This window comes from Methylocella sp., assembly GCF_041905455.1.
Lineage (GTDB): Bacteria > Pseudomonadota > Alphaproteobacteria > Rhizobiales > Beijerinckiaceae > Methylocapsa.
Window position 1 is genome coordinate 26,976 of the sequence record NZ_JAYRLA010000007.1, and the last position, 25,789, is coordinate 52,764.

Here is a 25,789-nt window from a genome sequence, read left to right on the forward strand (position 1 = left end):
GGCGAGCTGGCCGCCGCCGAGCACGCCGACCGTCGCGCCGGGCTTCAAGACGCCCGGCCCTTCCGCATGATCCTGCCCGCTCACGCGCTCACTCCTCCCCGTCGGCGACCGGCTCGAGCGCCACCGCCTGCGTCTGCGCCTCGCGCCAGGCGAACAGGCGGGCGTCGAGCGAGGCGTCGTTCAGGGCGAGGATGGCGACGGCGAGCAGCGCCGCGTTGACCGCGCCCGAGCGGCCGATGGCCAGCGTGCCGACCGGCACGCCGGCCGGCATCTGCACGATGGACAGAAGCGAGTCCTGCCCGCGCAGCGACTTGCTCTCGACCGGCACGCCGAGCACCGGCAGCGAGGTCATCGCCGCGGTCATGCCCGGCAGATGGGCGGCGCCGCCGGCGCCGGCGATGATGACGCGAAACCCCTCCGTCTTGGCCGAGCGGGCGAAGTCGCAAAGGCGCTGCGGCGTGCGGTGGGCGGAGACGATCCGCGCCTGATAGCCGACGTCGAGCTCCTCGAGGATCGCGCAGGCGAAGCGCATCGTGTCCCAGTCGGACTGGCTGCCCATGATGACGGCGACGGGGGTCGGCGAAGCGAACAAGGCGGCCCTGGCGCGAGCGTTGGCGAAGCGAGCGGCTATAGACCAAGGGGGGCGGCCGCGCAAGGCGGGGCGGGCATACGGAATTTCGCCCTGTTTTGAGAGGAAGCGGAGGCGTCGAGGCGGCGGGCGGGCGCGGCGGAGCGATCGGGAGATCGGCTTTCGCGCGGGCCGGCGCGCGGCGAATAAGGTTGTTTTCAGGATTTTCTGCGATGTGGACCGCCGACGCATCGCCAACCGACGCAGGACCATGACCCGTCCCTTTGCAAGTCCCCGCCTAGTTGAACGCGCGCGCGGGCTCGGCCTTTGCGCCGCGCTCCTTCTCGCCGGCGCCGTGCCCGCCGCCGCCGACCCGGCCGGCCAGCAGTTCGCCGCGCTCGGCCCGCTCGGCGATTTCCTCGACCTCTTCCGCGAGCCGGCCAACAAGCGCCAGCTCGTCGCCTGGAGCGGGCCGCAGGAGGCCGGCTCGATCGTCGTGCGCACGAGCGAGCGCAAGCTCTATTATATCCTCGGCGACGGGCGGGCGATCCAGTACGGCGTCGGCGTCGGACGCGAGGGCTTCACCTGGTCGGGGACGAAGAAGATCACGGCGATCAAGGAATGGCCGACCTGGACGCCGCCGCCGCAGATGCTGAAGCGCCGTCCGGACCTGCCGCGCCAGATGAAGGGTGGGATCGACAATCCGCTCGGCGCCCGCGCGCTCTATCTCGGCTCCTCGATGTACCGCATCCATGGCTCGAACGAGCCCGAGACGATCGGCGCGGCGGTGTCCTCGGGCTGCATCCGCATGACCAACGAGGACGTCGTCGACCTCGCCGAGCGCGTGAAAGTCGGAACGAAGGTGACCGTCGAGCTGTGACGCGCGGCTCGCGCTTTTCCTTGCGCGCCCCTCGCCACTGATTAAAACTGCCCCGCTCAAGGGGCGGAACAATGGTCAAGGCGGTCGTTGGAATCATCGGCGGGTCGGGCGTCTATCATCTGCCCGGCCTCACCGACATGCGCGAGGAGCGGGTCTCGACGCCCTGGGGCGAGCCGTCCGACGCGCTGTTGTTCGGACGCGTCGGCGAGACGGAGGCCGTGTTCCTGCCCCGCCACGGGCGCGGGCACGTCTATTCGCCCTCCGGCATCAACTACCGCGCCAACATCGCGGCGATGAAGCAGGCCGGCGTCACCGACCTCGTCTCGGTCTCGGCTTGCGGCTCCTTCAAGGAGGAGCTCTATCCCGGCCTCTTCGTGCTCGTCGACCAGTTCGTCGACCGCACCTTTTCGCGCGAGAGCTCGTTCTTCGGAAACGGCTGCGTCGCCCATGTGTCCATGGCCCATCCCGTCGCCCCCGCCCTGCAGGCGCGCGTCGCGCTCGCGGCGCAGGCCGAATCGATCCGCTTCCTCACCGGCGGAACCTATGTCTGCATGGAGGGGCCGCAATTCTCCTCGCTCGCCGAATCGCGGGCCTACAGGGCGGCGGGCTTCGACGTGATCGGCATGACCGCGATGCCCGAGGCCAAGCTCGCGCGCGAGGCGCAGATGTCCTATTGCACGGTGGCGATGGTCACCGACTACGACTGCTGGCACCCGGACCATGACGACGTCGACGTCGCCTCCGTCATCGCCGTGGTCGAGGCCAACGCCGACGCGGCGGCGCGCCTGCTCGCTCGGCTGCTGCGCGACTTCCCGGCCGAGCATGAGCCCTGCCCGGTCGGCTCCGACTGCGCGCTCGAGAACGCCGTGCTGACCGCGCCTTCGGCGCGCGACCCCGAAATCATGAAGAAACTGGAGACGATCATGGCGCCGGCGGGGAAACGATGAGCGGCGACAAGCTCTGGGACCTCGACCGCCAGGACCTCAAGGCGGCCATCCGCACCATTCCCGACTATCCGAAGCCCGGCATCCTGTTTCGCGACATCACCACCCTGCTCGGCGACGCGCGCGCTTTCCGCAGCGCCATCGACGCGCTGGTGCAGCCCTGGTGCGGCGCCAAGATCGACAAGGTGGCGGGCATGGAGGCGCGCGGCTTCATCCTCGGCGGCGCGGTGGCGCATCAGCTCTCCGCCGGCTTCGCGCCGATCCGCAAGAAAGGCAAGCTGCCGCATGCGAAGGTCTCGATCGCCTATTCGCTGGAGTACGGCCTCGACGAGATGGAGATCCATTCCGACGCCGTCGTTCCGGGCGAGAAGGTGATTCTCGTCGACGACCTCATCGCCACCGGCGGCACGGCGCTCGGCGCGGCGAGCCTGTTGAAGAAGATCGGCGCCGACGTGGTGGCCGCGTGCTTCGTCATCGACCTGCCGGACTTAGGGGGCGCCGACAAGCTGCGCGAGGCGGGCGTGCCGGTGCGCACGCTGATGAGTTTCGAGGGGCACTGAGGACGCGCGTCCTCACTTGCACTCGAGCTCCTTGTCCTCGATCGAGAACACCTCCCCCTTCTCGACCTTGACGTTCTTCGCGAGGCAGGTCTTGCCGTCCTCGAAGCCGACCTTCACGTCATAGACGCCGCTTTCCACCCCCTTCACCGCGACGCGCTCGTCGTGGTCGACCGTCTTGTCCTTGTCGTTCAGCGTCTGGTTGTCGCCGAAGGCGGTCGTTCCGGCCGGGGCGAGGCGCAGCTCGCTCACCGTCTTCGAGGTGAGGTTCCAGAAGCGCGTCGGCTTCTCGGCGAGCGCGCCGCAGGCTGACGCGAGAACGGCGAGCATCGACAGTGCGAGCGCTTTGCGCATGGCTTTCTCCGGCGTTTCGTCCCGCGCCTGTCTAGCGCAAGCGCGCGCGGCCGAACAGCCCGTGGTTGCGCGCGAAGTCGCGAGCTTCTAGAGACAGGCGCAAGCTTTGCGCCGCCCGCCGGCCCTTCCCGAAGGATTTCGAATGCGACCCTCGAAGCGCGCCGCCGGCGAGTTGCGGCCCGTCACTCTCGAACGCGGCGTCGCGCGCTACGCCGAGGGCTCCTGCCTCGTCAAATTCGGCGAGACGCATGTGCTGTGCACGGCCTCGCTCGAGGACAAGCCGCCGCCGTGGCTGCGCGGCCAGGGGCGCGGCTGGATCACCGCCGAATACGCCATGCTGCCGCGCGCCACCCACACCCGCACGCGCCGCGAGTCGACGTCCGGCAAGCCGTCAGGCCGCACGCAGGAGATCCAGCGCCTGATCGGCCGCAGCCTGCGCGCGGTGGCCAACCTGCAGGCGCTCGGCGAGCGCCAGATCGCCATCGATTGCGACGTGCTGCAGGCGGACGGCGGCACGCGCACCGCCTCGATCACCGGGGCCTGGGTCGCCCTGCACGACTGCCTGAAATGGATGCGCGCGCGCTCGATCATCAAGGACATGCCGCTGCGCGACCATGTCGCCGCCGTCTCCTGCGGCGTCTCCGCCGGCGAGACCGTGCTCGATCTCGACTACGCCGAGGATTCGGCGGCGCAGACGGACGCCAATTTCGTGATCACCGGCGCCGGCGGGCTCGTCGAGGTGCAGGCGACGGCGGAGGGCGCCGTGTTCGAGCAGGAGCAGCTCCTCGCCATGCTGGCGCTCGCCCGCTCCGGCTGCGAGCAGCTCGTCGCCTTGCAGAAGGCGACGGTGGCGTGAGCTCGGCGCTGAAGGGCCGCATCGTCGTCGCGACGCACAACGCCGGCAAGCTCGCCGAGATGCGCGAGCTCTTGAACCATTACGGCGTCGATGCGGTCTCCGCCGGCGAGCTCGGCCTGCCCGAGCCCGAGGAGACGGGGACGACTTTCCTCGAGAATTCGCGGCTCAAGGCGCTGGCGGCGGCGATAGGCTCCGGCGCGCCGGCGCTCGCCGACGATTCGGGCCTCTGCGTCGACGCGCTCGGCGGCGCGCCGGGAATCTACTCCGCCCGCTGGGCCGGCGAGACGCGCGACTTCGCCGTCGCTCGCGCGGCGGTCAGGGAGGCGCTGCGGCAGGCCGACGCGAAGCCGCCGTTCCGGGCCCATTTCATCTGCGTGCTGACGCTCGCCCGGCCGGACGGAACGATGGAGAGCTTCGAGGGCCGCGTCGACGGCGAGCTCGTCTTTCCCGAGCGCGGCTCGCTCGTATTCGGCTACGACCCGATCTTCCTCGCGGACGGACAAGCGAAGACCTTCGGCGAGATGACGCTCGAGGAGAAACAGGCGATTCCGCCCGACGGCTCGCCGGCGCTCTCGCATCGCGCGCGCGCCTTCCAGGCCTTCGCCGCGGCGCGGCTCTCGACCAGCTGAAAATGCGAAAAAGCCGCAGGCGAAGCTCCGCCTCGACGCTTGATTCCGACCGCAGCGCGACATAGGATATTGCGGTGCAATATAACGCGTCGCGCGAGGTTGGCCGCCATGTCGGCAGTCTGGAACACGAAATACGGGACCCGGCGGGTGCGCCATGATCCCCCGACCCTGAAGGAGGCGATCCTCGCCGCGCAGGGCCTGACCGACCAGCTCATGGAGCAGGTCGAGATCGCCGCGGCGCTGATGGACATGCCGATCGCGGAGGTGCGCGCCGAGCTTTTGAAGAATGCGACGCCGCGCCGCTCGGAGCAGATCGTCGCCACCTCCGGCCGCACGCCGCGCACCGTCGTCGTCGAGCGCAGGACGAGCCGCCGCATTCCTCTCGGCGCGCGCCCCGTCCGCTGACCTTTCCGGCGCATTCTACGGCTGGCGCGTAGCCGCCTTCGCGCCTGAACGCGGATTGACGCCGGCGCCGCGCCGGTCGTAAGCCCGTTGGGGCGCCGGCGTGAAATCCGCGGCGCGCATCCGGCGAGGAGAGCAATTTGGCGAACGCAGGCGCGCCGCCGCGCGGGTCCGAGGCGGGATTCGGCGTCTATGTCCACTGGCCGTTCTGCCTGGCGAAATGCCCCTATTGCGACTTCAACAGCCATGTGCGCCATGAGGCGGTCGACGAAGCGCGCCATCGCGACGCGCTGATCCGCGAGATCGAGCATCGCGCCGCGCTCGCCGGGCCGCGAATCGTCGATTCGATCTTCTTCGGCGGCGGCACGCCGTCCCTGATGTCCGCGCGCACGGTCGGCGCCGCGATCGAGGCGATCGCGGCGAGTTTCAGCCTTGCGCCCGACGCGGAGATCACCCTCGAGGCCAATCCGACGAGCGTCGAGGCCGGCCGCTTCCGCGGCTTCCGCGCCGCGGGCGTCAACCGCGTCTCGATCGGGGTGCAGGCGCTCCATGACGCCGACCTCGCGGCGCTCGGGCGCCGCCACTCCGCGGCGGAGGCGCTCGAAGCGCTGGAGATCGCGCGCAAGAACTTTGAACGCTTCTCCTTCGACCTCATCTACGCCCGCCCCGGCCAGGCGCTCGCGTCGTGGCGCGCGGAGCTCGAGCGCGCGCTTTCCCATGCCGGCGGGCATCTGTCGCTCTATCAGCTGACCATCGAGCCGGGCACCATGTTCGAGCGGCTGCGCGACGCGGGCCGCCTCGAGCTCCCCTCGCCCGACCTCTCGCGCGACTTCTTCGACGCGACGCAGGAGATCATGGAGAAGGCGGGCCTTCCCGCCTATGAAGTCTCGAATCACGCAGCCCCCGGCGAAGAAAGCCGGCACAATCTGGTCTACTGGCGCAGCGGCGAATGGGCCGGCGTCGGGCCCGGCGCGCACGGACGCCTGATCCTCGCCGGCGCGCGGCGCGCCCAGGCCGTCGAGCGCGATCCGGCCGTCTGGCTCGATCTCGTCGAGCGCGACGGGCACGGCCTCGTCGAGGACGTCGCGCTCACCCGCGAGGAGCAGGGCGACGAATTCCTGCTGATGGGGCTGCGCCTCGCCGAGGGCGTGGAGATCGCCCGGTTCGAGGCGGCGGCCGGACGCAGCCTCGACGCGCGCCGCGTCGAGACGCTGCGCGCCGAGGGCATGATCGAGGTGACCGCGCAGGGCCGGCTGAAGGTCGCGCCGCAGGGCTTTCCCCTGCTCGACGCCGTCGTCGCCGACCTCGCCGCCTGAAGCGCGGTCAAACGTCTCCAAACCGGACGCCGCCGCAAGGGCGCCACATTCGCGGCCTTTCTTGACCTTCGCGGGAAGCGGGCGCCCTCGCCGCCTTCGCGCAAGGAGCGTGCGTCACCTTCGGGCGACAGGCGTCGCGCAAAGCGCCGCTGCGTCACCGGCCGTTAACGGTTGCAGGTCTAGCTACTGCGTTCAGCATCCCGGCGGCCGCCGCCGGTTCTCAAGACGAAAGATCCGCCTTGCGATCAGCCCGCCGCCTCGCCTCCCGCCAGAAGGCGCGCCGCCTCGCCGCCGCGGCCGCCGCCGGCCTCGCCGTCACCCTCGCCGCGGGGTCCTCGACCGAGACGGCGGAGGCCAACGGCGACACGCGCACGCTCTACCTGCTGCATTCGCACACCGGCGAGACGATCGCGGCGACCTTCAGGGTCAACGGCTCCTATGATCCGGCGGTGCTGGCGCAGCTCAATCATTTCCTGCGCGACTGGCGCAACGACGACCAGACGCGCATGGACCCGCGCCTGTTCGACGTCGTCTGGGAGGTCTACCGCACGGCCGGGGCGACGCAGCCGATCGTCGTCTATTCCGCCTATCGCTCGCCCGAGACCAACGCCATGCTGCGCCGCCGCTCGAAGGCGGTCGCCGAATATTCCCAGCATATCCTCGGCAAGGCGATGGACACGACCATGCCGGGCATGTCGATGGAGCAGATCCGCGAGATCGGCATGAAGCTGCAAAGGGGCGGCGTCGGCTATTACGCGCGCGAGAATTTCGTCCATCTCGACGTCGGGGGCGTGCGCAGCTGGCCGCGCATGGGCTACGACCAGCTCGCCCGCCTGTTTCCCGACGGCAAATCCGCGCACATCGCCGCCAACGGCAAGACGCTGCCCCGCTACGAGGAGGCGCGCGCCGAGATCGCCGCGCGCGGCGGCGCCGTCGACGACGCGCCGGTGCAGATGGCGGGCGGCGGCTTCTTTTCCTGGCTGTTCGGCGCCGGCCGCGACCGGCAGGAGCAGGCGGAGGCCGATCGCGGCGCGGCGCCCGCCAGAGCGCCGACGCAGGTCGCCGCGCTCGAGAAGCCGGCGCGCATGAGCGCCGCCGAGCGGCGCGCGGCGGCCAGACTCGCGCGCGAGGCGCCGGCCGTCGCCGCCATCGAGGCCGCCAACAACCGGCCCGACGAGGCGCGCCCGGCCGACCGCACCCTGCTCGCGGCGCTCGCGCCGCAGCCTCCCGCCGCGCAGGCCCCCGCCGCGCCTCCGGCGCCGGCCCCTGTCGTGGCGCAGGCTCCCGTCGCCGCGCCGGCCGCGCCGGCGACGCAGTCCCGCTTCGCCGCCGCCCCCGTTCCTCCGCCGCCAGAACGTCCCGCGCCCGCGCGCGAGGCTGCGCCGGCGAAGCTCGTCGCCGAGGCGTCCGAGCCCGCCGCCAGGGACCGGCGCGAGGACGACGCCCGCGCGGTTCTCGCCAAGGCGCTTCTCGCGGCGCCGGTCCCGCCCGCGCGGCCCGCGGCGCCGGCGGAGCCCGCCGTGCTCGCCTACGCCGACGCGCCGCTGCCCCCCGCCCGCCCCCGCCTCGAGGTCGCGGCGCTCGCGCCCGCCGCCGCGCAGGCGGCCGCCGGGCCGGTCCAGGCCGGCGACGCCGGCAAGACCGCTGCGATCCTCGCCCGCGCCGCGAGCCTTCCCGTCGTCATCACGCGCGGACCGAAGGACAGGCAGGCGATGCCCTCCACCGTGCTCGGCTACGCCTCGGACGCCGGCGCGAGCCGGCTCGACGGCGCCCCGCAGATCGTCTCGGCGCGGCTCGACCGCTCGAACTTCGCCGAGCTCACCAGCGACACGCCGGCGGCGGAAGCCGCCCCCTCCTCGCTGCTCGGCGAGGCGTTGACCGGGCTGCGCCGCGCCGCCCGCGTCGTCCCCGACCTGCTCGCCGCCGCCCCTTCGGCCGGCTACCGGATGATCTACGGCGCGGCGACCAGCGTCGCCGACGCGGCGCAATTCTCGAAGATCGAGACCGCCGAAGCGCAGGCGGCCCCGCCGGCCTTGGACGACGTGAAGATTTCGGACGTGTCCGCCCGCTAGGCCGCGCCGGCGCGGCTTGAACCGCGCAGCCCGCTGACGCATGATTCGCGCGCGAACCCCACGGGCCCATGCGCGAAAACTCTCTTCTGCGCCGTCCGTCCGCCGGCTTTGAGGCGACGGACGCTCCCCCACGCGACGGACGCCAGTCCGACGCCGCGCTCGCCGTCGCGCGCGGGACGCGCAGGCTTTTGCGCAGCATGAATTTCGCGTCCGTGACGGAGTTGCCGCTGCTCTCGGGCCGACGCGCCGACATCGTCGCCCTGTCGGGGGCGGGCGAATTGCTGATCGTCGAAGTCAAGTCCTGCGTCGCCGATTTCCGCGCCGACCACAAATGGCCCGACTATCGCGCGCATTGCGACTGGCTCTATTTCGCCATTCCTCCCGGCATGCCCGCCGAGATCATGCCGCAGGACGCCGGGCTGATCGTCGCCGACGCCTGGGGGGCCGAGATTTTGCGCGAGGCGCCGCACCATAAAATCGCGCCGGCGACGCGCCGCGCGGTGCTGCTGCGCTTCGCGCAGGCCGCCGCCCATCGCCTGCATGGGCTCTGCGACCCCGAGGCGGCGGGCGGATTTTAGGCCGCGGCCGGCGCCGGCCCGTCGAAGACCGGCGGCGTCGGGACCGCGAGCGGCGCCTCGGGCGCCGGCGCCGCGGCCTGCGCCTCCTGCGCGAACAGGCGCGCCGCCTCGGCGAAGCTCGTGACGCAGGCGTCGGCGCGCGTTTGGGCGCAAAGCTCCTCCGCCGCCGCAGGCGCCGCGCCCCAGGCGCCGACGACGATCTTCGCATTCGGCAGGCGCCGGCGCAGGCGCCGCACGGCGTAGCGCATGTGCGCCGCGCCTTGCTCGCGGCCGACATAGGAGAGGCAGATCATCTGCGGCCCCGTCCCCGGATGGTGCAGCACGCCGCCGACGCGCAGAAGGTCCGGCGGCTCGACCTTCGTCGTCATCCCGTGCTTTTCGAGGATCTGCGCGAGCATCGCGGCCGCCGCCTCGTCGAGGGCGCCGCGGCCGCCGACGCACAGCACGGGCTTGCGCGGCGGCTCGGGGTCGGGCGGCGCCTGATCGAGCCGCGTCCCGACGCGCAGGCGCGGCGCCGCGTCCTCGCCGACGACCGCGGGCGGCTCGCCTCCCTCGCGCGCCGCCGCATCCTCATGGTCGTCGAGGTCCTCGACCACCTCCTTCACCGTGTCCCTGACGCGCTTCTGACGCTCCTCCGCCAGGCTTCCGCGGCGCGCGTCGGCCTCGGCGAGCATGAGGCCGGGCAGCGCGACCTCGTCGTAATAGGAGACGAGCGCGCCGTCCTTCAGGAAAGCCTCCGCCTGGTCGGCGATCTCCGAGGCGTCCTCGACCAGCGCGCGCTGGTAGAAATGCTCGGCCGGCGTCAGCGGCGGCGCGTCGCCGAACATCACGTCGAGGAAGCCGAGCTGCTCGACGTGGCGCCCGAGCACGACAAGACAGACGGTGAGCGGCGTCGACAGCACGAGGCCGACGGGGCCCCAGAGCCATGTCCAGAAGGTCGCCGAGACGACGACGGCGATCGGCGACAGGCCGGTGTTGCGGCCATACAGCATCGGCTCGATGAAATGGCCGACGGCGACCTCGACCACGACGAACATCGCCGCCGTTTCGAGCGCCATGGTCCAGCCGGGATCGACCGCGGCGGCGAGCGCGACCGGCAGGGCGGCGGTGACGATCGCGCCGATATAGGGCACGAAACGCATCATGAAGCCGATCAGGCCGAACAGGATCGCCCCCGGCACGCCGATCAGCGACAGGCCGACGGCGACGACCGCGCCGAAGGTCGCGTTGACGAGGAACTGCACGAGGAAATAGCGCGACAGGCGCGAGGCCGCATCGTTCATCGCGACGCTTGCGCGCTGGAGGTCGCCTGACCCCGCGAGCCGGATGAAGCGATTGCGCAGGTCCTCGCGCTGCAGCAGGATGAAGATCACGAAGATCGCCACGACGGCGATGGTCTCGAGCGGCGACAGCGCCGTGCCGAGGATCGTCTGCAGCATCGAGAGGGCGTTCGGCGCGGGCTCATGGACGACCACCGGCACCGGCTGCGGCGCCTGCGCCGCGTCGTCGTTTCCCGCGTTCCCGCCCGCCGCCGGCGCGCCCTTGTCAGAAACGCCCTCGCCCGAAATCCCCTTGTCCGAAGCGCCCTTGCCGAGATCGCCGATGTCGCGCAGCAGGTCCGCGCCTCTCTCGAGCGCCGAATTGGCGGCGAGAAGCCCGCGCAGCGCGCTCGCCTTGGCCTTGAAGGTCTCCTGGTACTGCGGCAGGCTCGCCGCGAGGTCGGCCACCTGCCGGGTCACCGTCACGCTCGCCGCGAAGGTGGCGGCGAGGGCGGCGAAGACGACGACCAGGGCCGCGAGCAGCCGGCTGAAGCCGACGCGCCGCAACGCCCGCATCGGGATCGACAGCACGAAGCTGAGCAGGACGGCGATGGCGATCGGCACGAAGACGCCGCGCGCGGCGTAGAGCGCGACGACGCAGAGCGCGGCGATCAGCAGGATGGAGAGAATCTCGACGGTGCGGGCGAGGTCGCGGCGCCCGGCCGGACGCGCATGAGGACCTTCGAACACGTCGCTCATGCCGACCCCTGAAAGCTGCGCCGCCGGACGCCAACGTGGGCGCGGCGCCAAAGTTCCGCGCCGGCGCCTGCGGCCGCTGGCCTGCGGCGGCCGAAGCGCATAAGCTTCACGCGAGTCAACCGGACCTCCCCGCCCCATGATCGCGACGCACGCGCAAAGCGAGAGCCGCCCAGCCCGGACCAACGCCCATGGTCGGTGACGCGCGCCGCCTGTCCATGCCGGTCGTCTATCTCGTCCGCATGGTCGTCTTTCTGATCCTCGCCGGCTTCTGCGCGCTGATCCTGCATCGCCAGATCGCGACCGCCTTCATGGCCAATCCGGCGCTGAACGGACTCATCCTCGGCGTGCTGGCGCTCGGGATCGTGCTCGGTCTGCGCCAGGTGCTGCGGCTGTTCCGCGAGGCGAGATGGGCGAACGCGCTTCTCGCCGGGGGAAGCGCGAAGAAGATCAAGCCGCCCGTCCTGCTCGCGCCGGTCGCCCGGCTGTTCCGCGCCCGTCCGCTCGCCGCCAGCGCGCCGGGCGAGCTTTCGCTGCGCGCCGTGCTCGACACGATCGGCGCGCGGCTCGACGAATCGCGCGACACCGCCCGCTACCTGACGGGCCTGCTCGTCTTCCTAGGCCTGCTCGGCACGTTCTGGGGCCTGCTCGAGACCGTCAGCTCGATCGGCGGCGTCATCAATTCGATGCGGGGCGGCGGCGACGCGGCGGCGATGTTCGACGATCTCAAGAGCGGCCTCTCCGCGCCGATCGGCGGCATGAGCATCTCCTTCACCTCCTCGCTGTTCGGCCTCGCCGGCTCGCTCGTGCTCGGCTTTCTCGACCTGCAGGCGGGGCACGCGCAGAACCGCTTCTACAGCGAGCTCGAGGACGCCCTGACCGCCCTGCCGCTCGCCGCGACGCCGGCGCGCTTCGAGGGTCTGCCGCCCGAGCTTTCGGCCGCGCTCGCCGAGATCGCCGCCGCCTGCGATCCGGCGCAGGCCAAGGCGACGACGACGGCCCTCGCCAACCTCGCCGACGGCGTGCAGGCGCTGGCGCAGCACATGCGCTCCGAGCAGCAGATCATCCGCGACTGGGTCGAGGAGCAGGCCGAGCGCAACCTCGCCGTCAAGGAGGCGCTGGAGCGCCTCGCCGATGGGCTGAAGGAGCGCAGCTGATGGCGCGGGCGCGGACGCGCGCGCGTCCGTTCGACTACTGGCCGGGCTTCGTCGACGCGCTGTCGACCATGCTGCTCCTCTTCACCTTCCTGCTCACCGTGTTCATGCTGGCGCAGTTCTTCCTCGCGCGCGAGGTGACCGGCAAGGACGAGGCGATGGCCAGGCTCAACCGCCAGATCGAGGAGTTGAGCTCGCTGCTGGCGCTGGAGCGCGCCGGCAAGACCGAGGCCGACGAGAAGGCGAGCCTGCTCGCCTCCAATCTCGACGTCTCGGAAAAGGAGCGCGCGAAGCTGCAGGGAAGCCTCGCCCAGCGCGCCGCCGGCGACGCCGGCGCGCTCGCGCTCTCCGCCGAGAAGGACGCGACAGCCAGGGCGCTTGGGCAGATCGAGATCCTGAACCAGCAGATCGCGGCGCTGCGCCGCCAGCTCGCCGCGCTCGAGGACGCGCTCGCGGCGTCCGAGAAGGAGGGCGCGCAATCGCAGGCGAAGATCGCCGACCTCGGCTCGCGGCTTAACATCGCCCTCGCGCAGAAGGTGCAGGAGCTTTCGCGCTACCGCTCCGACTTCTTCGGCCGGCTGCGCCAGATCCTCGGCGAGCGGCCCGGCGTCACGGTGTCCGGCGACCGCTTCGTGCTGCAGTCGGAGGTGCTGTTCCAGTCCGGCCAGGCGAGCCTCGACGACGCCGGCCGCGCGGAGCTCGACAAGATCGCCGTCGCGCTCGTCGAGCTCCAGAACGAGATACCTCCGGACATCCCGTGGATCGCCCGCGTCGACGGGCACACCGACAAGCGGCCGATCCAGTCCTCGCAATACGCCTCGAACTGGGCGCTGTCGGCGGCGCGCGCTATCGCGGTCGCGCAATATCTCGTGTCGAAGGGCGTCTCGCCGCAGCGCGTCGCGGCGACCGGCTTCGGCGAGTTCCAGCCGCTCGATTCCGGCGAGGGCCCCGACGCCGACAAACGCAACCGTCGCATAGAGCTCAAGATCACCGAGCGGTAGGAGCGCTTTCGCGCGGCGCGCGGATTTGACGTGGCCATAGGGCGCCCGGCGCAATAGCGTCGGAAGCTTCAAAGTTCTTCGCCGCGCGGGCTCATGAGACTAGGACGAATCCATTCAACGCAGCCATAGATCGATTGCGACGAAGTCGACCGCGCCGCCGTCCGCCGCCTGCTGGCGCGCTCGAGCCTGATGCACGAGATCATCGAGGCGAGCGACGGCGCCCGCGGCCTCGCGCTGGCGCGGGCATTCCGCCCGGGCGCGTCGACGACCTCTTTCGGCTCGACCGGCGCGCCTCCACGCCGGGCGCGGCCGGCGAGCGCGGCGGCGGCCTTGGCCTCCTCCTGCGCCGCGACCTTCCGCTTCATGCAGCCCGTGGCCGAAGCCGCCGCGCCGGTCGGCGGCGCGGCGGTCGGGCCTCAGTAGCGATAATAGCCCGTCGGCGGCGGTCCGGGCGGCGGCGGAGGCGGCGGAAGCGCGCCCCAGCCGGGCGGCGGCGGCCTCCAGCCCCAGCCGGGCGGCGGAGGCGGAGGCGGCGGGCCCCAGCCGGGAGCGGCGTTGATCCAGACATTGCGGCAGCGCCGCTGCGGGCCCCACGGGCCGTTGACCCAGACGCAGCGCGGCGCCCAATAGACGTTCTCGAATCCCGCCGCGGGCGGCGCGGCCTCGTAGGCCGCCGGAGGCGGCGACCCTTGCGTCGGCGGCGCGGGATAAGGCGCGTCGGCGGCGCTGGCGGCGGCTGCGCCGGCGGCGAGCGCGGCGAGGACGACCGTCGCCTTGAGGAAAGGGGGCCTCGTCAGCATCATTGGAAACTCTCCAGCCAGTTCGCCGGAAAGGCTACGTCCCCGTTCCTGAACGCCGGGTGTACGCGCAAAGACCGCCCTCACGGCGTCAGGCTGCGGTCATAGTCGATGACGCCCTGGCTGGTGACGACGATCCAGCCGGGCCCGCGCCGCTCGATCGAGCGCACGGCGCCGGCGCCGGGGATGCGGTCGCCGATCGCGACCTCCATCGAGCCGCGCGCGTTCTCGATCAGGGCGACGCCGTCGTAGACGTCGCGCACGACCCAGCTGGTGATGAGCTGCGGCCGCTTGCCCGCGTCGGGCGCCAGCGTCTTCGGCGCGCCGCCTTTCTGGTCGGCCGTCGCCGCCTTTACCATCGGCGCGATCGAGCCCGTCGCCGCGCCGGCCTGCTTCTCGATCCGCTCGAGCCGCTCGGCGACCTGCTTCAGCGTCGGATCGCGCTGCATCTTGTCGACCTTCGTCCCGAGCTCGGCGAGATTGGCCGAGACGTCGGACTTCACGGCGTCGACGCGCACCTTCAGGGCGTCGACGCTTTTCTCGAGGCTGCGCATGTCCTTCGATCCGGCCGCCGGCTGGGCGAGGCTCGCGCGCAGCGCCTCGACGTTGGCCTTGAGCGCGGCGACGTCGGAGGCCATCGCGGCGTTCTGCGCCTGCGCGCGCCGCAGCGCCTCGCCGCGCTCGGCGTCCTCGCGCGCGGTCTGCGCGGCCTGACGCTGGGCGCCCTGGTCCTGACCGAAAAAGTACGTGCCGGCGGCGAAGGCGAAGCCGAGCACGGCGAGCACGAAGCCGGCGCTCGCCGCATGGTTGAGCAGGGCGGAGACGCGGCCCGGCGGCGGCTTCTCCTCCTCGCGCTCGCCCGCCGCGAAGAGCGGCAGGAGATCGCTGAGTCCGGCGTCCGCCGGGCGCGCCGGCTCGGCCGCGCCCTCGCCGGCGAGGGAATCGGCGCGCGAGGCGCGCAGCGCGCCGGCGGGGCGCGCCTCTTCGGCGGACGCGCCGCAATCCGCGCCTTCGCCCGCTGGCGCGGCGTCAGCCTCCGCGCTCGCTCGCGGCGCAGGCAGGCCCGCGTCCCCCGACTGATCCATTGCAGTCATGTCCCTCGTCCGGTTCGACTTCGCTTACGACAGATGGGCCTTTATGCTTAAATCCGCGTTAAGAGTTTGACGGGGCGAATCGCGTTTGCGTGACGCGGGCGGTCCCGCGCCGGGTCCCGCGAAACCGGCGAGACGAAGGAGCCGGACGATGAGACATCTTCTTGCGGCGGCGGGCGCGCTGGCGCTGGCCCAGGGCGTGGCGCTCGCCCAGAACGCGCCGTCCGCGCAGCCCGACGCGTCCGACCGCCTCCTCAACCGCGACTATATAACCTCGACCGGCGAGACCGTGCCGAAGCCCGGCCAGCCGCAGTCCTCGGGCGAGACGCCGGCCGAGCGCAAGATCGAGAAGCGCGACGACAAGATCGACCGCAGCATCTGCAGCAATTGCTGACATGAAGATAGCCGGCCGGCCGCATACGACCATCTGGCCGACCCCGGCCGGCGTCGAGATCATAGACCAGACGCGCCTGCCGCATCGTTTCGAGACGGTCGAGATCGCCGACCTCGAGGCCGCCGCGCGCGCCATCTCGCATATGCAGGTGCGCGGCGCGCCGCTGATCGGCGTCACGGCCGCCTACGGGCTCGCCTTCGGCCTTTCCGCCGACCCGTCCGACGCCGGCCTCGCGGCGGCCAAGGCGCGCCTTCGCGCGACGCGCCCCACCGCCGTCAACCTGCGCTGGGCGCTGGAGCGCGTCGGCGCGCGCGTCGCCCCGCTGCCGGCGGAAGAGCGCTTCGCCGCCGCCCGCGCCGAGGCCGCCCTCATCGCGCAGGAGGACGTCGCGCTGTGCGAGGCGATCGGCGAGCACGGCCTCGCGCTCGTCCGCGAGGCGGCGACGCGCAAGGGCGGCGGCAGGGTCAACGTTCTGACCCATTGCAACGCCGGCTGGCTCGCCACCGTCGATTGGGGCACGGCGACGGCGCCGATCTACAAGGCGCATGACGCCGGAATCGACGTGCATGTCTATGTCGACGAGACCCGCCCGCGCAATCAGGGCGCCTCGCTCACCGCCTTCGAGCTCGGCGAGCACGGCGTGCCGCACACGCTCGTCGTCGACAACGCCGGCGGACACCTGATGCAGCACGGCGAGATCGACCTCGTCCTCGTCGGTACCGACCGCACGACCGCCTCCGGCGACGTGTGCAACAAGATCGGCACCTACCTCAAGGCGCTCGCCGCCTTCGACAACGACGTGCCTTTCTACGTCTGCGCGCCCTCCCCCTCGATCGACTTCTCCATGTCCGACGGGGTCGCGCAGATCCCGATCGAGCTGCGCGCCGAGGAGGAGGTCACCCATATTTGCGGGCTCGGCGACGACGGCGAGCTCGCGCGCGTGCGCCTTTCGCCGAAGGGGACGAAAGCGCTCAACCCGGCCTTCGACGTGACCCCGGCGCGGCTCGTGACCGGGCTCGTCACCGAGCGCGGCGTGATCGCCGCGAACGCGCGGGCGATCGCCGCGACGTTCCGGCGCTGAACGCGAAAACGAACTTTTCGCCGCGCCGCGCGCTATCGCCCCATGACGGGAGGCGGAGATAGGCGCAAGGGACGCAGCGCGGGACCTGCCCTGGCGCTCGCCTTGACGTTCGCCTGCGCCTTCGCTCCGGCCGGCGCGGCGCAGGACGCGGGCGCCCCGCCCCTGCCGCCGCGACGTCCGCCGGAGGCGCCGCAAGCGCCGGCGCCGGAAGCGGCGCCGCAGCCGCCGCCCAAGCCAGGGCCCGCGCCCGCCGCCGAGCCTGCGGCGCAGGCTCCGCAGCCCGACGCGCCGGCGACGCGCGGCCCTGCTCAGCCTTCCGCGTGCCGCGCCGCCCTCGCCGCGCTCGGCGCGCACGTGCGGCCGGCTCCGGCCATGACCCCTGCGGACCCGCGCTGCGTCATGGACGATCCGCTGAGCCTAGACTCGGTCGAAGCGCTCGACGGCGGCCGGATCGAATTCCCCGACGCCCCGACGCTCGACTGCGCGGCGGCCGAGGTCTTCGCGCGCTTCGTCGCGGAGGCGCTCGCCCCGCTTGCCGCGGCCGCGCTCGAGGCGCCGCTCGCGAGCGTCTCGACCGGCCCCGGCTATGTCTGCCGGCCGCGCGACAACGCGCCGGGCGCGAGGCTCAGCGCCCACGGACGCGGCCTCGCCGTCGACGTCGCGGCGCTGAGGCTGCGCGGCGGGCGGACCTACGAGGTCGGCAGGCTCGTCGACGAGCGCGAGCGCGCGCTCGACCGCGCCGCCCGCGCCGCCGGCTGCGGCTATTTCAACACCGCGCTCGGCCCCGGCGCCGATTCCTTCCACGCCTCCCACTGGCATTTCGACGTCGAGCCGCGCGGCGCCGGCGGCAAGGCCAAGTTCTGCCAGTGAAGGCCCGCGCGGCCGGGAAGGCCGCTCGAATTTGACCGGCTCGCGGCCGCGTGAGAACCTGCCCGAAACGGGTCGCGCAAGGGGCGCGAGCATGGTCGAACACCCCGCTTACGCGCTTGGCCACGCCGATCCGGAAATCGAGCGGCTGAAGCTTCAGGCGCGTCTGATCGAGGGCGTGACGCGCCGCCTGATCGAGGCGTGCGGCGTCGGCCGGGGCATGAGGGCGCTGGACATCGGCTGCGGGCCCGGCGACGTCGCCATGTTGCTCGCCGAAGCCGTCGGCCCGGAGGGCGTCGTCGTCGCCCTCGACCGCGAGCCGCGCGTCGTCGCCCTCGCGCGCGAACGGGCCGCGCAGGCGGGCCTTCGACAGATCGATTTCGCCGTCGGTTCGGACGAGGCCCTTTCGGACTATCCGCCTTTCGACGTCGCCATCGGCCGCTACGTGCTGATTCACCAGGCGACGCCGGCGGACACGGTGCGCCGCGCCGCGGCCGCCGTCAGGCGCGGCGGAACCGTGGCCTTTCACGAGCTCGCCCTCGGCCCGGCGTTCGCCGCGTCGCCGGCGGACGATCTTTTCGTCAGGGTGGGCGCCGCCGTCAGCGCGGCGTGCCGCGCCGCCATGCCGGGCGCCGACGCCGGAACGCGCCTCGTCGCCATTTTCGAGGACGCCGGCCTCGGCGAACCGAACCTGATCTTCGAGTCCGTCGCGGGCGGCCCCTCTTCGCCGGTCATCCCCTGGCTCGCCCTGACCTACCGCGCGATGCTGCCGGTCATCCGCAGCCTCGGCCTCGAGGACGCCGCCTTCGGCGATCCGCAACGGCTCGCGGCGGCGATGCGGTCGGCGGCGCAGGCGAAGCGCGCGCAGATCGTCTCCCCGCCGCAGGCCTGCGCCTGGGCGAGGCGGGAGTGAGCGGGCAGGCCAACGCGCGCGATTGACAGCTTCGCCCCGCGCGAGACTTAATCGGCGCGTCGGCGCTTCCCGTCCGGCTTCAAACCCTTGAGCGCCATCCTGTCGCCCGGATCGAACGGGTCCGATCGGGGGACGCTTCCGCCGCAACGCGAGCCTTTTGGATCAGCCATGCAAAGCCTCCGGCGCGTCGCCTTCTTCAAGGATGTGGCCGATCTCGACTTCGAGCGTTTCGACCGCCAGTGCAACTGGCGGCGCTTCGACGAGGGCGAGCTCGTCGTCGACTATGAGGACGAGACCTCGGACGTCTATTTCATCGTCGCCGGCGAGGTGCGCATCCTCATCCGCACCGTCGCCGGCAAGGAGGTGATTCTCGGCGAGAGCAAGGCCGGCCAGTTCTTCGGCGAGATGACCGCGATCGACGGCTCGAAGCGCTCGGCCAACGTCACGGCGCTGACCAAGTCCGAGCTGTGCATCATGCCGGCGCACGTCTTCCGCGAGATCATCTTCGCCTCGAACACGGCCTGCGAGCGCATCCTGCGCATGCTCGTCGGCCGCATCCGCGAGCTCAACGCCCGGCTCGCCGAGCATTCGATCTTCGACCTCAAGCACCGGCTTTATTCCGAGCTTCTGCGCATGGCCCATCCGCGTCCGGGCCGCCCGCACGAGCGCGCGCTGACGCCGCCGCCGTTCCATCACGTGCTCGCCGCGCGCATCGGCTGCCGGCGCGAGCAGGTGACGCGCGAACTGTCGGCGCTGTCGCATGAGGGCGTGATCGAGAAGACGCGCGGCGCGCTGGTGCTGCTGAAGCCCGCCGTGCTCCAGAGCCGCCTCGAGGAGGCGCTGCGGGAGGGGGGCTAGGCTAATTCGCCGGCGCGGGCTTGACGCCGCGCCCGAACAGCGGCGCGGCGGCGTCCGAGCGCCGGAGCAGGCTCTGCGCGTCGGGCGTGAGGACGAGGTCGTCGAACGGCCCCGACACCTCGAACGAGAAGCGGCGCGGCGTCCTGTCCGAGGCGTCGGCCGGCTTCGCCGTCGACTGCGCGGTCGCCTGCGCGTCGAGCGCGCGCTCGCCGAGGTCGATCCGCCCGGCGAAGGCGAGCTCGAACGAGCGGCCGTCGAGGCGCCCGTCGACGATCTGCGCGACGCCATGCGCGATCTTCAGCCCGAAGCCGGCGCTTTCGAAGCTCGTCGAGCCGTAGCGGATGTCCTGCGCGAGCGAGAGCGGACGCCCCTCCACCGAGCGCAGGCCGGCGGCGAGGTTGAGGCCGAGGATTTCGCCCTGCGCGAGGCTCGCCTGCGCGCTCCCCTCGAGGCTGCGCATCAGCTCGGCCATGGAGCGCCCCGTCCCTTGCGCGCTGGCGGAGGCGACGGCCGCGCCCGAGAGGCGCCGCGGCTCGCCGCCGGAGGGCTGCAGCGCCGCGGCGTCGACGCCGTTGAGCGCCGCCGAGACGCGCGCCTCGAGCCCCGCCTCCGTCTTGACGAAGGAGGCCCGTCCCTTGATCGTCCCCTGCCCCACGCCCGCCTCGATCAGCCCGACGTCGAGGCGCGGGCCGCGCTTCATGAGCGAGACGGCGGCGTCCTTGAGGTCGAGGCCCGGCAGCGCGAGGCGCGAGGCCGAGATCCTGAGGTCGAGATCGGCGAGATCATGCTCGTCGAGTTCGAAGGGCTCGCGCGTCCACTGGCCCTCGCGCGAGACGAGCGGGGCGAGCCGCGCGAAGAAAGGCCGCAGCGAGACGCGCCCGGCGGCGAGCGTGCCGGCGAGCGCGGGGCGCTCCTCCTCGGTCAGCACGGCGAGCGCGCCTTCATATTCGTTGCCGTCGAGCCGCAGCCGCAGGTTGGAGAAGCTGGCGGCGGGCGTCGTGAGGTTGACGTCGGCGGTCAGGGAGAAATCCTCGAGCGGCGCCGGCAGGGCGACGAAATAGCCGCCCGCCTCGGCCAGCTTGCGCAGGGAGGCGGCGGAGGCGGCGAGCCGTCCCGAAAACTGCGGCTTCGGCGCGAAGGCGGCCTCGCCCTGCCCCGAAAGCGACAGCCTCGGCCCGTCGAGCGAAAGGTTGACGTTCGAGGATGCGCCGCGCAGCAGGTCGGCCGGCCGGTCGACGACGACGGAGAATTCGGCGGCGTAGCCGCGGAAGGCGGCCGATCCCGCAAGACGCGCCGGATCGCCGGGACGGCGCCAGTCGAGCGTGGCGTCGATCCTTTCGAGGACGGATTCCGTCCCCGAGGCGGCGACGACGGCGGCGCGGCCCTCGACGATGGTCAGCGCGCCGAGCCTCGCCTCGTCGGCGTGCGCCTGCGGCGTCGCGGCGGGAGCGGCGAGCGCGCGCGCGAGGGAGCTGTCGGGCGCGCCGACGACGGGAGCGCCGCGCGCCGAAAGGTCGACGTGGATGTCAGGGCGCACCAGCGTCGCCGAGGCGACCTCGAGCCGCCCGCGCAGCAGCGCGCCGACGCGCAGATAGGCCTTGAGCTCCTGCGCCTCGACGCGCAGCGCGCCGGCGGGGTCGGCGAAGCTCACCGCCTCGACGTTGACGTGGGGCTGCGGCAGCACGACCAGCACGGCCCTGCCCTGCGCCAGCGCGGCGAGCCCCGTGGCCTTGCGGATCTCGGCGATCATCGCCTCGCGCAGCGCCGCCGGCGAAAAGGTCAGCGAGGCGACGCCGGCGAGGGCGGCGGGAACGGCGAGCAGACACAGCGCCGCGAGAAGCGCCCGGGCGCGCCGCCGGGCGCCCGCCGCGCGGACCGGCGTCCTTCCCGATTCGCTGTCGCCCACCGCCTGAAAGCTCCGCTCAAAACCAGTCCGGCGCGACTATTCGGCGACGAAGGCGGCGAAATTGCGCTGGCGCGCCCACGCGCCGGGCTCGATCAGTCGCCGAACACGCGCTCGAGCATGCGGGCGAGCTCGGCGCCGCCGAAGGGCTTGCGCAGCACGGCGCGCTTCGCATGCGCCGGCGGCAGGTCCGCCTGGTCGAAGCCGGTGGTGAAGAAGAACGGGCAGTCGCGCAGCGCCAGAAGGTCGGCGACGGCGTCGGACCGCTCGCCGCCGAGCCTGACGTCGAGCAGCGCGCCGTCGAGCCGCTCGCGCCCGATGACGTCGATCGCCCCGCGCACGTCGCCGACGCAGGCGGCGACGTCGAAGCCGAACTCGTTCAGCGCGTCCTGCAGCGAGACGGCGACGAACGGCTCGTCCTCGACGATCAGGATGCGCTTGCCCGCGGGACCGCTCGAGCGCGTCATCAGGCTCCCTTTTCTCCAGAGGTCCAAACTTTGCTACGAGGCCGGCGCCTTGTCCAGACGACGCGCGCGCGAGGCGCGCCAGATCGCGATAAGACCTTCCCTTAGCCGTGTTTTCGCCGCATCAGGGCGACGAGGGCGCAGACCGCGACGAGAATCCAGCCGCCGATCATCAGCGAGCCGCCGATCGGCGCGGCCATCGGAAACAGCCGGCCGCCGAGAAAGGCGCGCGAGGAGAGGTCGCCGCTGAACAGCAGCGCGCCGACGAGCAGCAGGGCGCCGGCGAGGGCGAAGCCGGACGCGGGCGCCGCCGGCGCGGCGAGCGTGAGGCCGGAGAGGCCGAGCAGCGCGAGCGCGTTGAAGAGCAGGAACGAGGCGGCCGTCGAAACGAGCGGGCTTGACCCGGCGTGCGCGCCGACGGCGCTGAGCGCGACGCCGAGCGCGCCGAGAATCCCGGCGAGGGCGGCTCCGGCGAGCCCGAGGACGAAATTGTCGCGCATCGGCGGCCGGTCTCCGGACGTCGCGAGAAATCCTGTCGCCGCCGGCGGGCGCGTGCTATTGCGCTCGCCGGCGCGCAGACAAGACGCCAAGACGCGCCGCCGCGCAAGAGGACGCGCAAAGTCCCGCACGAGGAGCCCATGGCCGCCAGCACCCGCCTCACCCTTTGCGCCGCGCTGCTCGCAGGCGCCGCGCTCGCGGGCGCCGCCCGCGCCCAGACGAAGCCCGAGGCCAACGCGCCGGAAGTGGTGATGTTCGGCGAATGGACGCTGCGCTGCGGCGTCGGGCCGACGGGCGAGCGCGCCTGCGAAATCGGATCGACGGTCAAGCGGGTCGGCCAGAAGGACCCGGTCGCCCAGATCGCCATCGGGCGGCAGATCGCCCCGGCGCCCGCCGCGCCCAAGGATTCCAAGGAGGCGAAGGCCGCGCCCGCCGCGGCGGCGAAGGCGCAAACGCCGCCGCCGGCGGCGCAGCCGGCTGCGCCGCAGCCTGCGGCGTCGGCGCCCGCAGCGCCGATGAAGCTCATCATCCTCATTCCGGTCAACGTGATGATCGCGCCCGGCGTCGAGTTCGCCGGCGATCCCGCCGCGCCGCCGCTCAAGCTGCCGATCAAGGCCTGCGTGCAGGCCGCCTGCATCGCCGAGGCGCCGCTGACCGAAGAGGAGGTCAAGGCCTTCCGCGGCCGCGCCCAGCCAGGGCGGCTCACCTTCACCGACCCGGCCGAGAGGCCGGTCTCGGTCGAGGTTTCGTTCGAGGGTTTCGACAAGGCGCTCGACACGCTCGCCAGGCGGTGAGCGCGGCGCCCCTGCGGTTAACGACGGATTAACCGCTTCGGGCGAAAGCTCCGGCGGGCGACGCGACGAAAAAAAGCCGCGCTCGCGCGCTTCAACCCTCATCGTCGCGGCGCGGCGAAGGAGGCGGATCGATGCGAAGGCTTGCGCTCAAACTGACGTCGCTGTGCGCGCCTTTCGCCCTCGCGATCTCCTGCGCCGCGGCGCAGGAGCGCGGAACGGTCGAGGCGCGCGTCCTGCCGCCGCTCGCCGCGCCGCAAAGCCCCTCGACGCCGGCCAAGGAGCTGTTCGGGCGCGTCGACGGCCCGGCGCCGCTCGCCTCCCGCACCATCGGCTTCTATTCGCGCGGCTGCCTCGCCGGCGGCAAGGCCCTGCCGCTGACCGGCGACTCCTGGCAGGTGATGCGCCTCTCGCGCGACCGCTACTGGGGCCACCCGGCGATGATCGCCTTCCTGCAGAGCTTCGCGCGCAAGGCGCGGCAGGTCAGCAGCTGGCCGGGAATTCTCGTCGGCGACATCTCGCAGCCGCGCGGCGGTCCGATGCTGACCGGCCACGCCTCGCACCAGATCGGCCTCGACGCCGACATCTGGCTGCGGCCGATGCCCTCGCGCGAGCTCTCCCGCTCCGAGCGCGAGGAGATGTCCTCGACCATGGTGGTGCGCGCCGACCGCCTCGACGTCGACCCAACCCGCTGGACGCCGGACCATATGGCGGTGATCAAGGCGGCGGCGGAGGATCCGCGGGTGCAGCGCGTGTTCGTCAACGCCGCGATCAAGAAGGCGATCTGCCGCGACGCGCGCGGCGACCGCTCATGGCTCGGCAAGGTGCGCCCGATCTTCGGGCACGACTATCATTTCCACATCCGCCTCGCCTGCCCCGCCGGCGAGGACGCCTGCCGCGACCAGGAGCCGACGCCGCCCGGCGACGGCTGCGACGCCTCGCTCGACTGGTGGTTCTCGGACGCCGTGCTGCATCCGCGGCCCGGCCCACCCGGCAAGCCGAAGCCGCCGCTCACCATGGCGCAGCTTCCCGCCGAATGCCGCTTGGTGCTGCGCACGCCGTGAGGCGAGGCTATTTCGCCGTTTCGGGCTGCGGGTCGAGAGCCGCGCCCTGCGCGTCGGCGAGATCCGGCGCGCTGACGAGGAGGGGATCCGGCTTCATCCTGACGTGATGGAGCCTCGAGCCGCGCCGCGAGGCGACGCTGCGGCCGGAGACGATCGGCGCCTCATGCGCGGCCTGCGGCGCTTCATGGGCGGCCTGAAGCGCCGGGGGCGCCGCGTTCGGCGTCGCCGGGGCGGCGAAAGCCGGCAGGACGACGGCCGCCGCGCAGACGGAGAAAAGCGAGGCGAAAACGAAGGCGGGACTGGTCGAAATCATCGCCGGATCTCCAGCTCGCGCAGGCGACGCCACAGATTGGCCATTTTTACGCCGGATTTATAACACGAATCCTAAGCGCGCGGGCTATTCACACTTAAAGTTCGTCGCCCTTGCGCCGGCCGTGCGCCAGCGCACGAAACCGGCGCCCGTCAGACGGCGGCGACGCCGACCGGGCACGAGATGCCGGTGCCGCCGAGGCCGCAATAGCCGTTGGGGTTCTTGGCGAGATATTGCTGGTGGTAGCCTTCGGCGTAATAGAACGGGGGCCGGTCGATGATCTCGGTGGTGACCGGGCCGAAGCCGGAGCGGGCGAGGATCTCGCCATAAGCGCGCCGGCTCGCTTCGGCCGCCGCGCGCTGCGCCGGGCCGTCGACATAGATCCCCGAACGATACTGGGTGCCGACGTCCGCGCCCTGCCGCATTCCCTGCGTCGGATCGTGGCTCTCCCAGAAGAGCCCGAGCAGGCGCTCATAGGAAATGAGCTTCGGATCGAAGACGACGAGGACGACCTCGTTGTGGCCGGTGAGGCCCGAGCAGACCTCCTCATAGGTCGGATTGGGCGTCGCGCCGCCCGCGTAGCCGACGGCGGTGGCGTAAATCCCCTCGCCCGCCCGCCAGAACTTCCGCTCCGCGCCCCAGAAGCAGCCGAGCCCGAACAGCGCGGTCTCGAGCCCCTCGGGAAAGGGCGGGACGATGCGTCGTCCGGTCACGAAATGGGTCTGGGCGGTGAGCAGGGGATCGGGACGCCCCGGCAGGGCTTCGGCGGCGCTCGGCAGAGTCATCGGCTTGCGGAACATCGGCGGTTCTTCCGGGCTGGGCGCGCGAGGCGCGCGGCGTGAAGAGGCGAGCCTAGCGAAGATGGGAACGGCGGCCGCGTTCGGCAATGCGCGCCTTCCGAAAGGGCGCAGGCGCTCAGCCGCGGACGTCGAAGCCGGCGCGGCCAGCTGGCGGGCGGGAGAGACGCAGGGCGAGCGCCGCCGCCGCCGTGAGCAGGAGCGCCGCCGGGATCGCGCCGACGAGCTCGAGCGCGGCCAGGGGCGCGCGCGCCGCGGCGGCGGAGGCGAGGTTCGGGGCGAGCAGGGGCGCGAGCGCCTTCGCCAGCGCGTCGGCGCTGGTCACGACGAGGCGTCGCTGGACGAGGCCGTGCGCGACGTCGACGACCGCGAGCGCGAAGGCGCCGGAGCCGGCGGCGAGGGCGATCAGACGCATGAGCGCGCGGATCATCGCCGCGGGGGCCTCGCGCGTTTGCCTTCGGACGCGCCGGCGCCTATATTCCCGCCATTCCCGTCATGGCTGATGTCGAGGCTCGCGTGCCTCGCCTCGCGGGCGCCGCCCCCGCGGCGCGGCGCCCCCGCCAGCCGCAAATCCGCCCGTCGCGCCGCCGCCGCGCCGCGGGCCCGGCGCACAAGCCCGGCGCGCAAAGGAGTAG

General features: G+C 72.3%; 30 protein-coding genes. 19 read left to right on the plus strand and 11 right to left on the minus strand.

Translation table 11 applies throughout. The features are described 5' to 3' along the window. Window positions 1-88: 88 nt before the first annotated feature. A complete protein-coding gene (purE, locus tag ACE3OG_RS07565; RefSeq protein WP_374307537.1) occupies window positions 89-559 on the minus strand; it encodes a 5-(carboxyamino)imidazole ribonucleotide mutase in 471 nt (156 codons plus the stop codon). 280 nt (window positions 560-839) lie between these two features. Here purE and ACE3OG_RS07570 point away from each other — a divergent pair, with 280 nt between their 5' ends. The 3 genes from ACE3OG_RS07570 to ACE3OG_RS07580 all read left to right on the plus strand — a co-directional run bounded on the left by ACE3OG_RS07570 (window position 840) and on the right by ACE3OG_RS07580 (window position 2,952). Continuing rightward, window positions 840-1,448 (plus strand): L,D-transpeptidase, encoded by a 609-nt coding sequence (locus ACE3OG_RS07570; RefSeq protein WP_374307244.1) that lies wholly within the window; start codon window positions 840-842, stop codon window positions 1,446-1,448. Between the two features lie 71 nt (window positions 1,449-1,519). Further along, window positions 1,520-2,395 (plus strand): S-methyl-5'-thioadenosine phosphorylase, encoded by an 876-nt coding sequence (locus ACE3OG_RS07575; protein WP_374307246.1) that lies wholly within the window; start codon window positions 1,520-1,522, stop codon window positions 2,393-2,395. After that, window positions 2,392-2,952 carry an adenine phosphoribosyltransferase gene (locus ACE3OG_RS07580; protein WP_374307248.1) on the plus strand — a complete coding sequence of 187 codons (561 nt, stop codon included), beginning with the start codon at window positions 2,392-2,394 and terminating at the stop codon, window positions 2,950-2,952. The genes ACE3OG_RS07575 and ACE3OG_RS07580 overlap by 4 nt, the downstream gene beginning before the upstream one ends. 12 nt (window positions 2,953-2,964) lie before the next feature. On the opposite strand, the gene ACE3OG_RS07585 is transcribed toward ACE3OG_RS07580, so the two are convergent. Next, window positions 2,965-3,303 (minus strand): hypothetical protein, encoded by a 339-nt coding sequence (locus ACE3OG_RS07585; RefSeq protein WP_374307251.1) that lies wholly within the window; start codon window positions 3,301-3,303, stop codon window positions 2,965-2,967. A gap of 142 nt (window positions 3,304-3,445) precedes the next feature. Here ACE3OG_RS07585 and rph point away from each other — a divergent pair, with 142 nt between their 5' ends. The 6 genes from rph to ACE3OG_RS07615 all read left to right on the plus strand — a co-directional run bounded on the left by rph (window position 3,446) and on the right by ACE3OG_RS07615 (window position 9,156). Further along, entirely contained in the window at window positions 3,446-4,159 is a 714-nt protein-coding gene (rph, locus tag ACE3OG_RS07590; protein WP_374307253.1) for a ribonuclease PH, read from the plus strand. After that, entirely contained in the window at window positions 4,156-4,788 is a 633-nt protein-coding gene (rdgB, locus tag ACE3OG_RS07595; protein ID WP_374307255.1) for an RdgB/HAM1 family non-canonical purine NTP pyrophosphatase, read from the plus strand. The genes rph and rdgB overlap by 4 nt, the downstream gene beginning before the upstream one ends. A gap of 108 nt (window positions 4,789-4,896) precedes the next feature. Further along, complete coding sequence (locus tag ACE3OG_RS07600) at window positions 4,897-5,193, plus strand: hypothetical protein (protein WP_374307257.1); 297 nt, start codon at window positions 4,897-4,899, stop codon at window positions 5,191-5,193. A gap of 137 nt (window positions 5,194-5,330) precedes the next feature. Then, window positions 5,331-6,506, plus strand: a complete 1,176-nt coding sequence (gene hemW, locus ACE3OG_RS07605; RefSeq protein ID WP_374307259.1) for a radical SAM family heme chaperone HemW — start codon at window positions 5,331-5,333, stop codon at window positions 6,504-6,506. A 239-nt stretch (window positions 6,507-6,745) separates the two neighbouring features. Beyond that, on the plus strand, window positions 6,746-8,578 hold the full coding sequence (locus ACE3OG_RS07610; protein WP_374307261.1) for a DUF882 domain-containing protein: 1,833 nt from the start codon (window positions 6,746-6,748) through the stop codon (window positions 8,576-8,578). A gap of 68 nt (window positions 8,579-8,646) precedes the next feature. Then, window positions 8,647-9,156, plus strand: a complete 510-nt coding sequence (locus ACE3OG_RS07615; protein WP_374307263.1) for an MmcB family DNA repair protein — start codon at window positions 8,647-8,649, stop codon at window positions 9,154-9,156. On the opposite strand, the gene ACE3OG_RS07620 is transcribed toward ACE3OG_RS07615, so the two are convergent. Continuing rightward, the gene (locus ACE3OG_RS07620) at window positions 9,153-11,174 is read right to left on the minus strand and encodes an AI-2E family transporter (RefSeq protein WP_374307265.1); all 2,022 of its coding nucleotides are present in this window, start codon (window positions 11,172-11,174) and stop codon (window positions 9,153-9,155) included. The genes ACE3OG_RS07615 and ACE3OG_RS07620 overlap by 4 nt on opposite strands. Before the next feature lie 188 nt (window positions 11,175-11,362). Between ACE3OG_RS07620 and ACE3OG_RS07625 the strand changes: the two genes are divergently transcribed. From ACE3OG_RS07625 to ACE3OG_RS07635, 3 genes are all read left to right on the plus strand, one after another. Further along, complete coding sequence (locus ACE3OG_RS07625; RefSeq protein ID WP_374307267.1) at window positions 11,363-12,328, plus strand: flagellar motor protein MotA; 966 nt, start codon at window positions 11,363-11,365, stop codon at window positions 12,326-12,328. Continuing rightward, entirely contained in the window at window positions 12,328-13,326 is a 999-nt protein-coding gene (locus ACE3OG_RS07630; RefSeq protein ID WP_374307268.1) for a peptidoglycan -binding protein, read from the plus strand. The genes ACE3OG_RS07625 and ACE3OG_RS07630 overlap by 1 nt, the downstream gene beginning before the upstream one ends. Before the next feature lie 189 nt (window positions 13,327-13,515). Next, the gene (locus tag ACE3OG_RS07635) at window positions 13,516-13,749 is read left to right on the plus strand and encodes a hypothetical protein (RefSeq protein WP_374307270.1); all 234 of its coding nucleotides are present in this window, start codon (window positions 13,516-13,518) and stop codon (window positions 13,747-13,749) included. On the opposite strand, the gene ACE3OG_RS07640 is transcribed toward ACE3OG_RS07635, so the two are convergent. Both ACE3OG_RS07640 and ACE3OG_RS07645 read right to left on the minus strand, forming a co-directional pair. Then, the gene (locus ACE3OG_RS07640) at window positions 13,743-14,129 is read right to left on the minus strand and encodes a hypothetical protein (protein ID WP_374307272.1); all 387 of its coding nucleotides are present in this window, start codon (window positions 14,127-14,129) and stop codon (window positions 13,743-13,745) included. The two genes, ACE3OG_RS07635 and ACE3OG_RS07640, sit on opposite strands and share 7 nt — an antisense overlap. Window positions 14,130-14,206: 77 nt before the next feature. Next, window positions 14,207-15,217, minus strand: coding sequence for a hypothetical protein (locus ACE3OG_RS07645; RefSeq protein ID WP_374307274.1), 1,011 nt, complete (start codon window positions 15,215-15,217; stop codon window positions 14,207-14,209). Window positions 15,218-15,365: 148 nt separating this feature from the next. Here ACE3OG_RS07645 and ACE3OG_RS07650 point away from each other — a divergent pair, with 148 nt between their 5' ends. The 5 genes from ACE3OG_RS07650 (at window position 15,366) to ACE3OG_RS07670 (ending at window position 19,327) form a co-directional block, all read left to right on the plus strand. Further along, on the plus strand, window positions 15,366-15,608 hold the full coding sequence (locus tag ACE3OG_RS07650; protein WP_374307276.1) for a hypothetical protein: 243 nt from the start codon (window positions 15,366-15,368) through the stop codon (window positions 15,606-15,608). A gap of 1 nt (window position 15,609) precedes the next feature. After that, on the plus strand, window positions 15,610-16,689 hold the full coding sequence (gene mtnA, locus ACE3OG_RS07655; protein ID WP_374307278.1) for an S-methyl-5-thioribose-1-phosphate isomerase: 1,080 nt from the start codon (window positions 15,610-15,612) through the stop codon (window positions 16,687-16,689). A gap of 102 nt (window positions 16,690-16,791) precedes the next feature. Next, on the plus strand, window positions 16,792-17,559 hold the full coding sequence (locus ACE3OG_RS07660; protein WP_374307280.1) for an extensin family protein: 768 nt from the start codon (window positions 16,792-16,794) through the stop codon (window positions 17,557-17,559). A gap of 91 nt (window positions 17,560-17,650) precedes the next feature. Beyond that, window positions 17,651-18,469 (plus strand): methyltransferase domain-containing protein, encoded by an 819-nt coding sequence (locus ACE3OG_RS07665; protein WP_374307282.1) that lies wholly within the window; start codon window positions 17,651-17,653, stop codon window positions 18,467-18,469. A gap of 168 nt (window positions 18,470-18,637) precedes the next feature. After that, window positions 18,638-19,327 (plus strand): Crp/Fnr family transcriptional regulator, encoded by a 690-nt coding sequence (locus ACE3OG_RS07670; RefSeq protein ID WP_374307285.1) that lies wholly within the window; start codon window positions 18,638-18,640, stop codon window positions 19,325-19,327. A 1-nt stretch (window position 19,328) separates the two neighbouring features. On the opposite strand, the gene ACE3OG_RS07675 is transcribed toward ACE3OG_RS07670, so the two are convergent. The 3 genes from ACE3OG_RS07675 to ACE3OG_RS07685 all read right to left on the minus strand — a co-directional run bounded on the left by ACE3OG_RS07675 (window position 19,329) and on the right by ACE3OG_RS07685 (window position 22,194). Beyond that, the gene (locus ACE3OG_RS07675; protein WP_374307288.1) at window positions 19,329-21,233 is read right to left on the minus strand and encodes an AsmA family protein; all 1,905 of its coding nucleotides are present in this window, start codon (window positions 21,231-21,233) and stop codon (window positions 19,329-19,331) included. A 92-nt stretch (window positions 21,234-21,325) separates the two neighbouring features. Next, on the minus strand, window positions 21,326-21,697 hold the full coding sequence (locus tag ACE3OG_RS07680; protein WP_374307291.1) for a response regulator: 372 nt from the start codon (window positions 21,695-21,697) through the stop codon (window positions 21,326-21,328). A gap of 101 nt (window positions 21,698-21,798) precedes the next feature. Further along, on the minus strand, window positions 21,799-22,194 hold the full coding sequence (locus tag ACE3OG_RS07685; protein WP_374307293.1) for a DUF423 domain-containing protein: 396 nt from the start codon (window positions 22,192-22,194) through the stop codon (window positions 21,799-21,801). Window positions 22,195-22,332: 138 nt separating this feature from the next. Here ACE3OG_RS07685 and ACE3OG_RS07690 point away from each other — a divergent pair, with 138 nt between their 5' ends. Then, window positions 22,333-22,986 carry an invasion associated locus B family protein gene (locus tag ACE3OG_RS07690; RefSeq protein ID WP_374307295.1) on the plus strand — a complete coding sequence of 218 codons (654 nt, stop codon included), beginning with the start codon at window positions 22,333-22,335 and terminating at the stop codon, window positions 22,984-22,986. 131 nt (window positions 22,987-23,117) lie between these two features. Further along, on the plus strand, window positions 23,118-24,047 hold the full coding sequence (gene mepA, locus ACE3OG_RS07695; protein ID WP_374307297.1) for a penicillin-insensitive murein endopeptidase: 930 nt from the start codon (window positions 23,118-23,120) through the stop codon (window positions 24,045-24,047). A gap of 7 nt (window positions 24,048-24,054) precedes the next feature. On the opposite strand, the gene ACE3OG_RS07700 is transcribed toward mepA, so the two are convergent. From ACE3OG_RS07700 to ACE3OG_RS07710, 3 genes are all read right to left on the minus strand, one after another. Beyond that, entirely contained in the window at window positions 24,055-24,360 is a 306-nt protein-coding gene (locus ACE3OG_RS07700; RefSeq protein WP_374307299.1) for a hypothetical protein, read from the minus strand. A 149-nt stretch (window positions 24,361-24,509) separates the two neighbouring features. Continuing rightward, entirely contained in the window at window positions 24,510-25,157 is a 648-nt protein-coding gene (gene msrA / locus ACE3OG_RS07705; RefSeq protein WP_374307302.1) for a peptide-methionine (S)-S-oxide reductase MsrA, read from the minus strand. Window positions 25,158-25,272: 115 nt separating this feature from the next. Continuing rightward, on the minus strand, window positions 25,273-25,569 hold the full coding sequence (locus ACE3OG_RS07710; RefSeq protein ID WP_374307304.1) for a hypothetical protein: 297 nt from the start codon (window positions 25,567-25,569) through the stop codon (window positions 25,273-25,275). Between the last annotated feature and the right edge of the window lie 220 nt (window positions 25,570-25,789).

Coding starts and splice junctions, on each gene's coding strand:
- purE (WP_374307537.1), bottom strand. CDS start 559: ATGGGCAGCCAGTCCGACTGGGACACGATGCGCTTCGCCTGCGCGATC.
- ACE3OG_RS07570 (WP_374307244.1), top strand. CDS start 840: ATGACCCGTCCCTTTGCAAGTCCCCGCCTAGTTGAACGCGCGCGCGGG.
- ACE3OG_RS07575 (WP_374307246.1), top strand. CDS start 1,520: ATGGTCAAGGCGGTCGTTGGAATCATCGGCGGGTCGGGCGTCTATCAT.
- ACE3OG_RS07580 (WP_374307248.1), top strand. CDS start 2,392: ATGAGCGGCGACAAGCTCTGGGACCTCGACCGCCAGGACCTCAAGGCG.
- ACE3OG_RS07585 (WP_374307251.1), bottom strand. CDS start 3,303: ATGCGCAAAGCGCTCGCACTGTCGATGCTCGCCGTTCTCGCGTCAGCC.
- rph (WP_374307253.1), top strand. CDS start 3,446: ATGCGACCCTCGAAGCGCGCCGCCGGCGAGTTGCGGCCCGTCACTCTC.
- ACE3OG_RS07600 (WP_374307257.1), top strand. CDS start 4,897: ATGTCGGCAGTCTGGAACACGAAATACGGGACCCGGCGGGTGCGCCAT.
- ACE3OG_RS07615 (WP_374307263.1), top strand. CDS start 8,647: ATGCGCGAAAACTCTCTTCTGCGCCGTCCGTCCGCCGGCTTTGAGGCG.
- ACE3OG_RS07620 (WP_374307265.1), bottom strand. CDS start 11,174: ATGAGCGACGTGTTCGAAGGTCCTCATGCGCGTCCGGCCGGGCGCCGC.
- ACE3OG_RS07625 (WP_374307267.1), top strand. CDS start 11,363: ATGGTCGGTGACGCGCGCCGCCTGTCCATGCCGGTCGTCTATCTCGTC.
- ACE3OG_RS07630 (WP_374307268.1), top strand. CDS start 12,328: ATGGCGCGGGCGCGGACGCGCGCGCGTCCGTTCGACTACTGGCCGGGC.
- ACE3OG_RS07635 (WP_374307270.1), top strand. CDS start 13,516: ATGCACGAGATCATCGAGGCGAGCGACGGCGCCCGCGGCCTCGCGCTG.
- ACE3OG_RS07640 (WP_374307272.1), bottom strand. CDS start 14,129: ATGATGCTGACGAGGCCCCCTTTCCTCAAGGCGACGGTCGTCCTCGCC.
- ACE3OG_RS07645 (WP_374307274.1), bottom strand. CDS start 15,217: ATGACTGCAATGGATCAGTCGGGGGACGCGGGCCTGCCTGCGCCGCGA.
- ACE3OG_RS07650 (WP_374307276.1), top strand. CDS start 15,366: ATGAGACATCTTCTTGCGGCGGCGGGCGCGCTGGCGCTGGCCCAGGGC.
- mtnA (WP_374307278.1), top strand. CDS start 15,610: ATGAAGATAGCCGGCCGGCCGCATACGACCATCTGGCCGACCCCGGCC.
- ACE3OG_RS07665 (WP_374307282.1), top strand. CDS start 17,651: ATGGTCGAACACCCCGCTTACGCGCTTGGCCACGCCGATCCGGAAATC.
- ACE3OG_RS07670 (WP_374307285.1), top strand. CDS start 18,638: ATGCAAAGCCTCCGGCGCGTCGCCTTCTTCAAGGATGTGGCCGATCTC.
- ACE3OG_RS07680 (WP_374307291.1), bottom strand. CDS start 21,697: ATGACGCGCTCGAGCGGTCCCGCGGGCAAGCGCATCCTGATCGTCGAG.
- ACE3OG_RS07685 (WP_374307293.1), bottom strand. CDS start 22,194: ATGCGCGACAATTTCGTCCTCGGGCTCGCCGGAGCCGCCCTCGCCGGG.
- ACE3OG_RS07690 (WP_374307295.1), top strand. CDS start 22,333: ATGGCCGCCAGCACCCGCCTCACCCTTTGCGCCGCGCTGCTCGCAGGC.
- mepA (WP_374307297.1), top strand. CDS start 23,118: ATGCGAAGGCTTGCGCTCAAACTGACGTCGCTGTGCGCGCCTTTCGCC.
- ACE3OG_RS07700 (WP_374307299.1), bottom strand. CDS start 24,360: ATGATTTCGACCAGTCCCGCCTTCGTTTTCGCCTCGCTTTTCTCCGTC.
- msrA (WP_374307302.1), bottom strand. CDS start 25,157: ATGTTCCGCAAGCCGATGACTCTGCCGAGCGCCGCCGAAGCCCTGCCG.
- ACE3OG_RS07710 (WP_374307304.1), bottom strand. CDS start 25,569: ATGCGTCTGATCGCCCTCGCCGCCGGCTCCGGCGCCTTCGCGCTCGCG.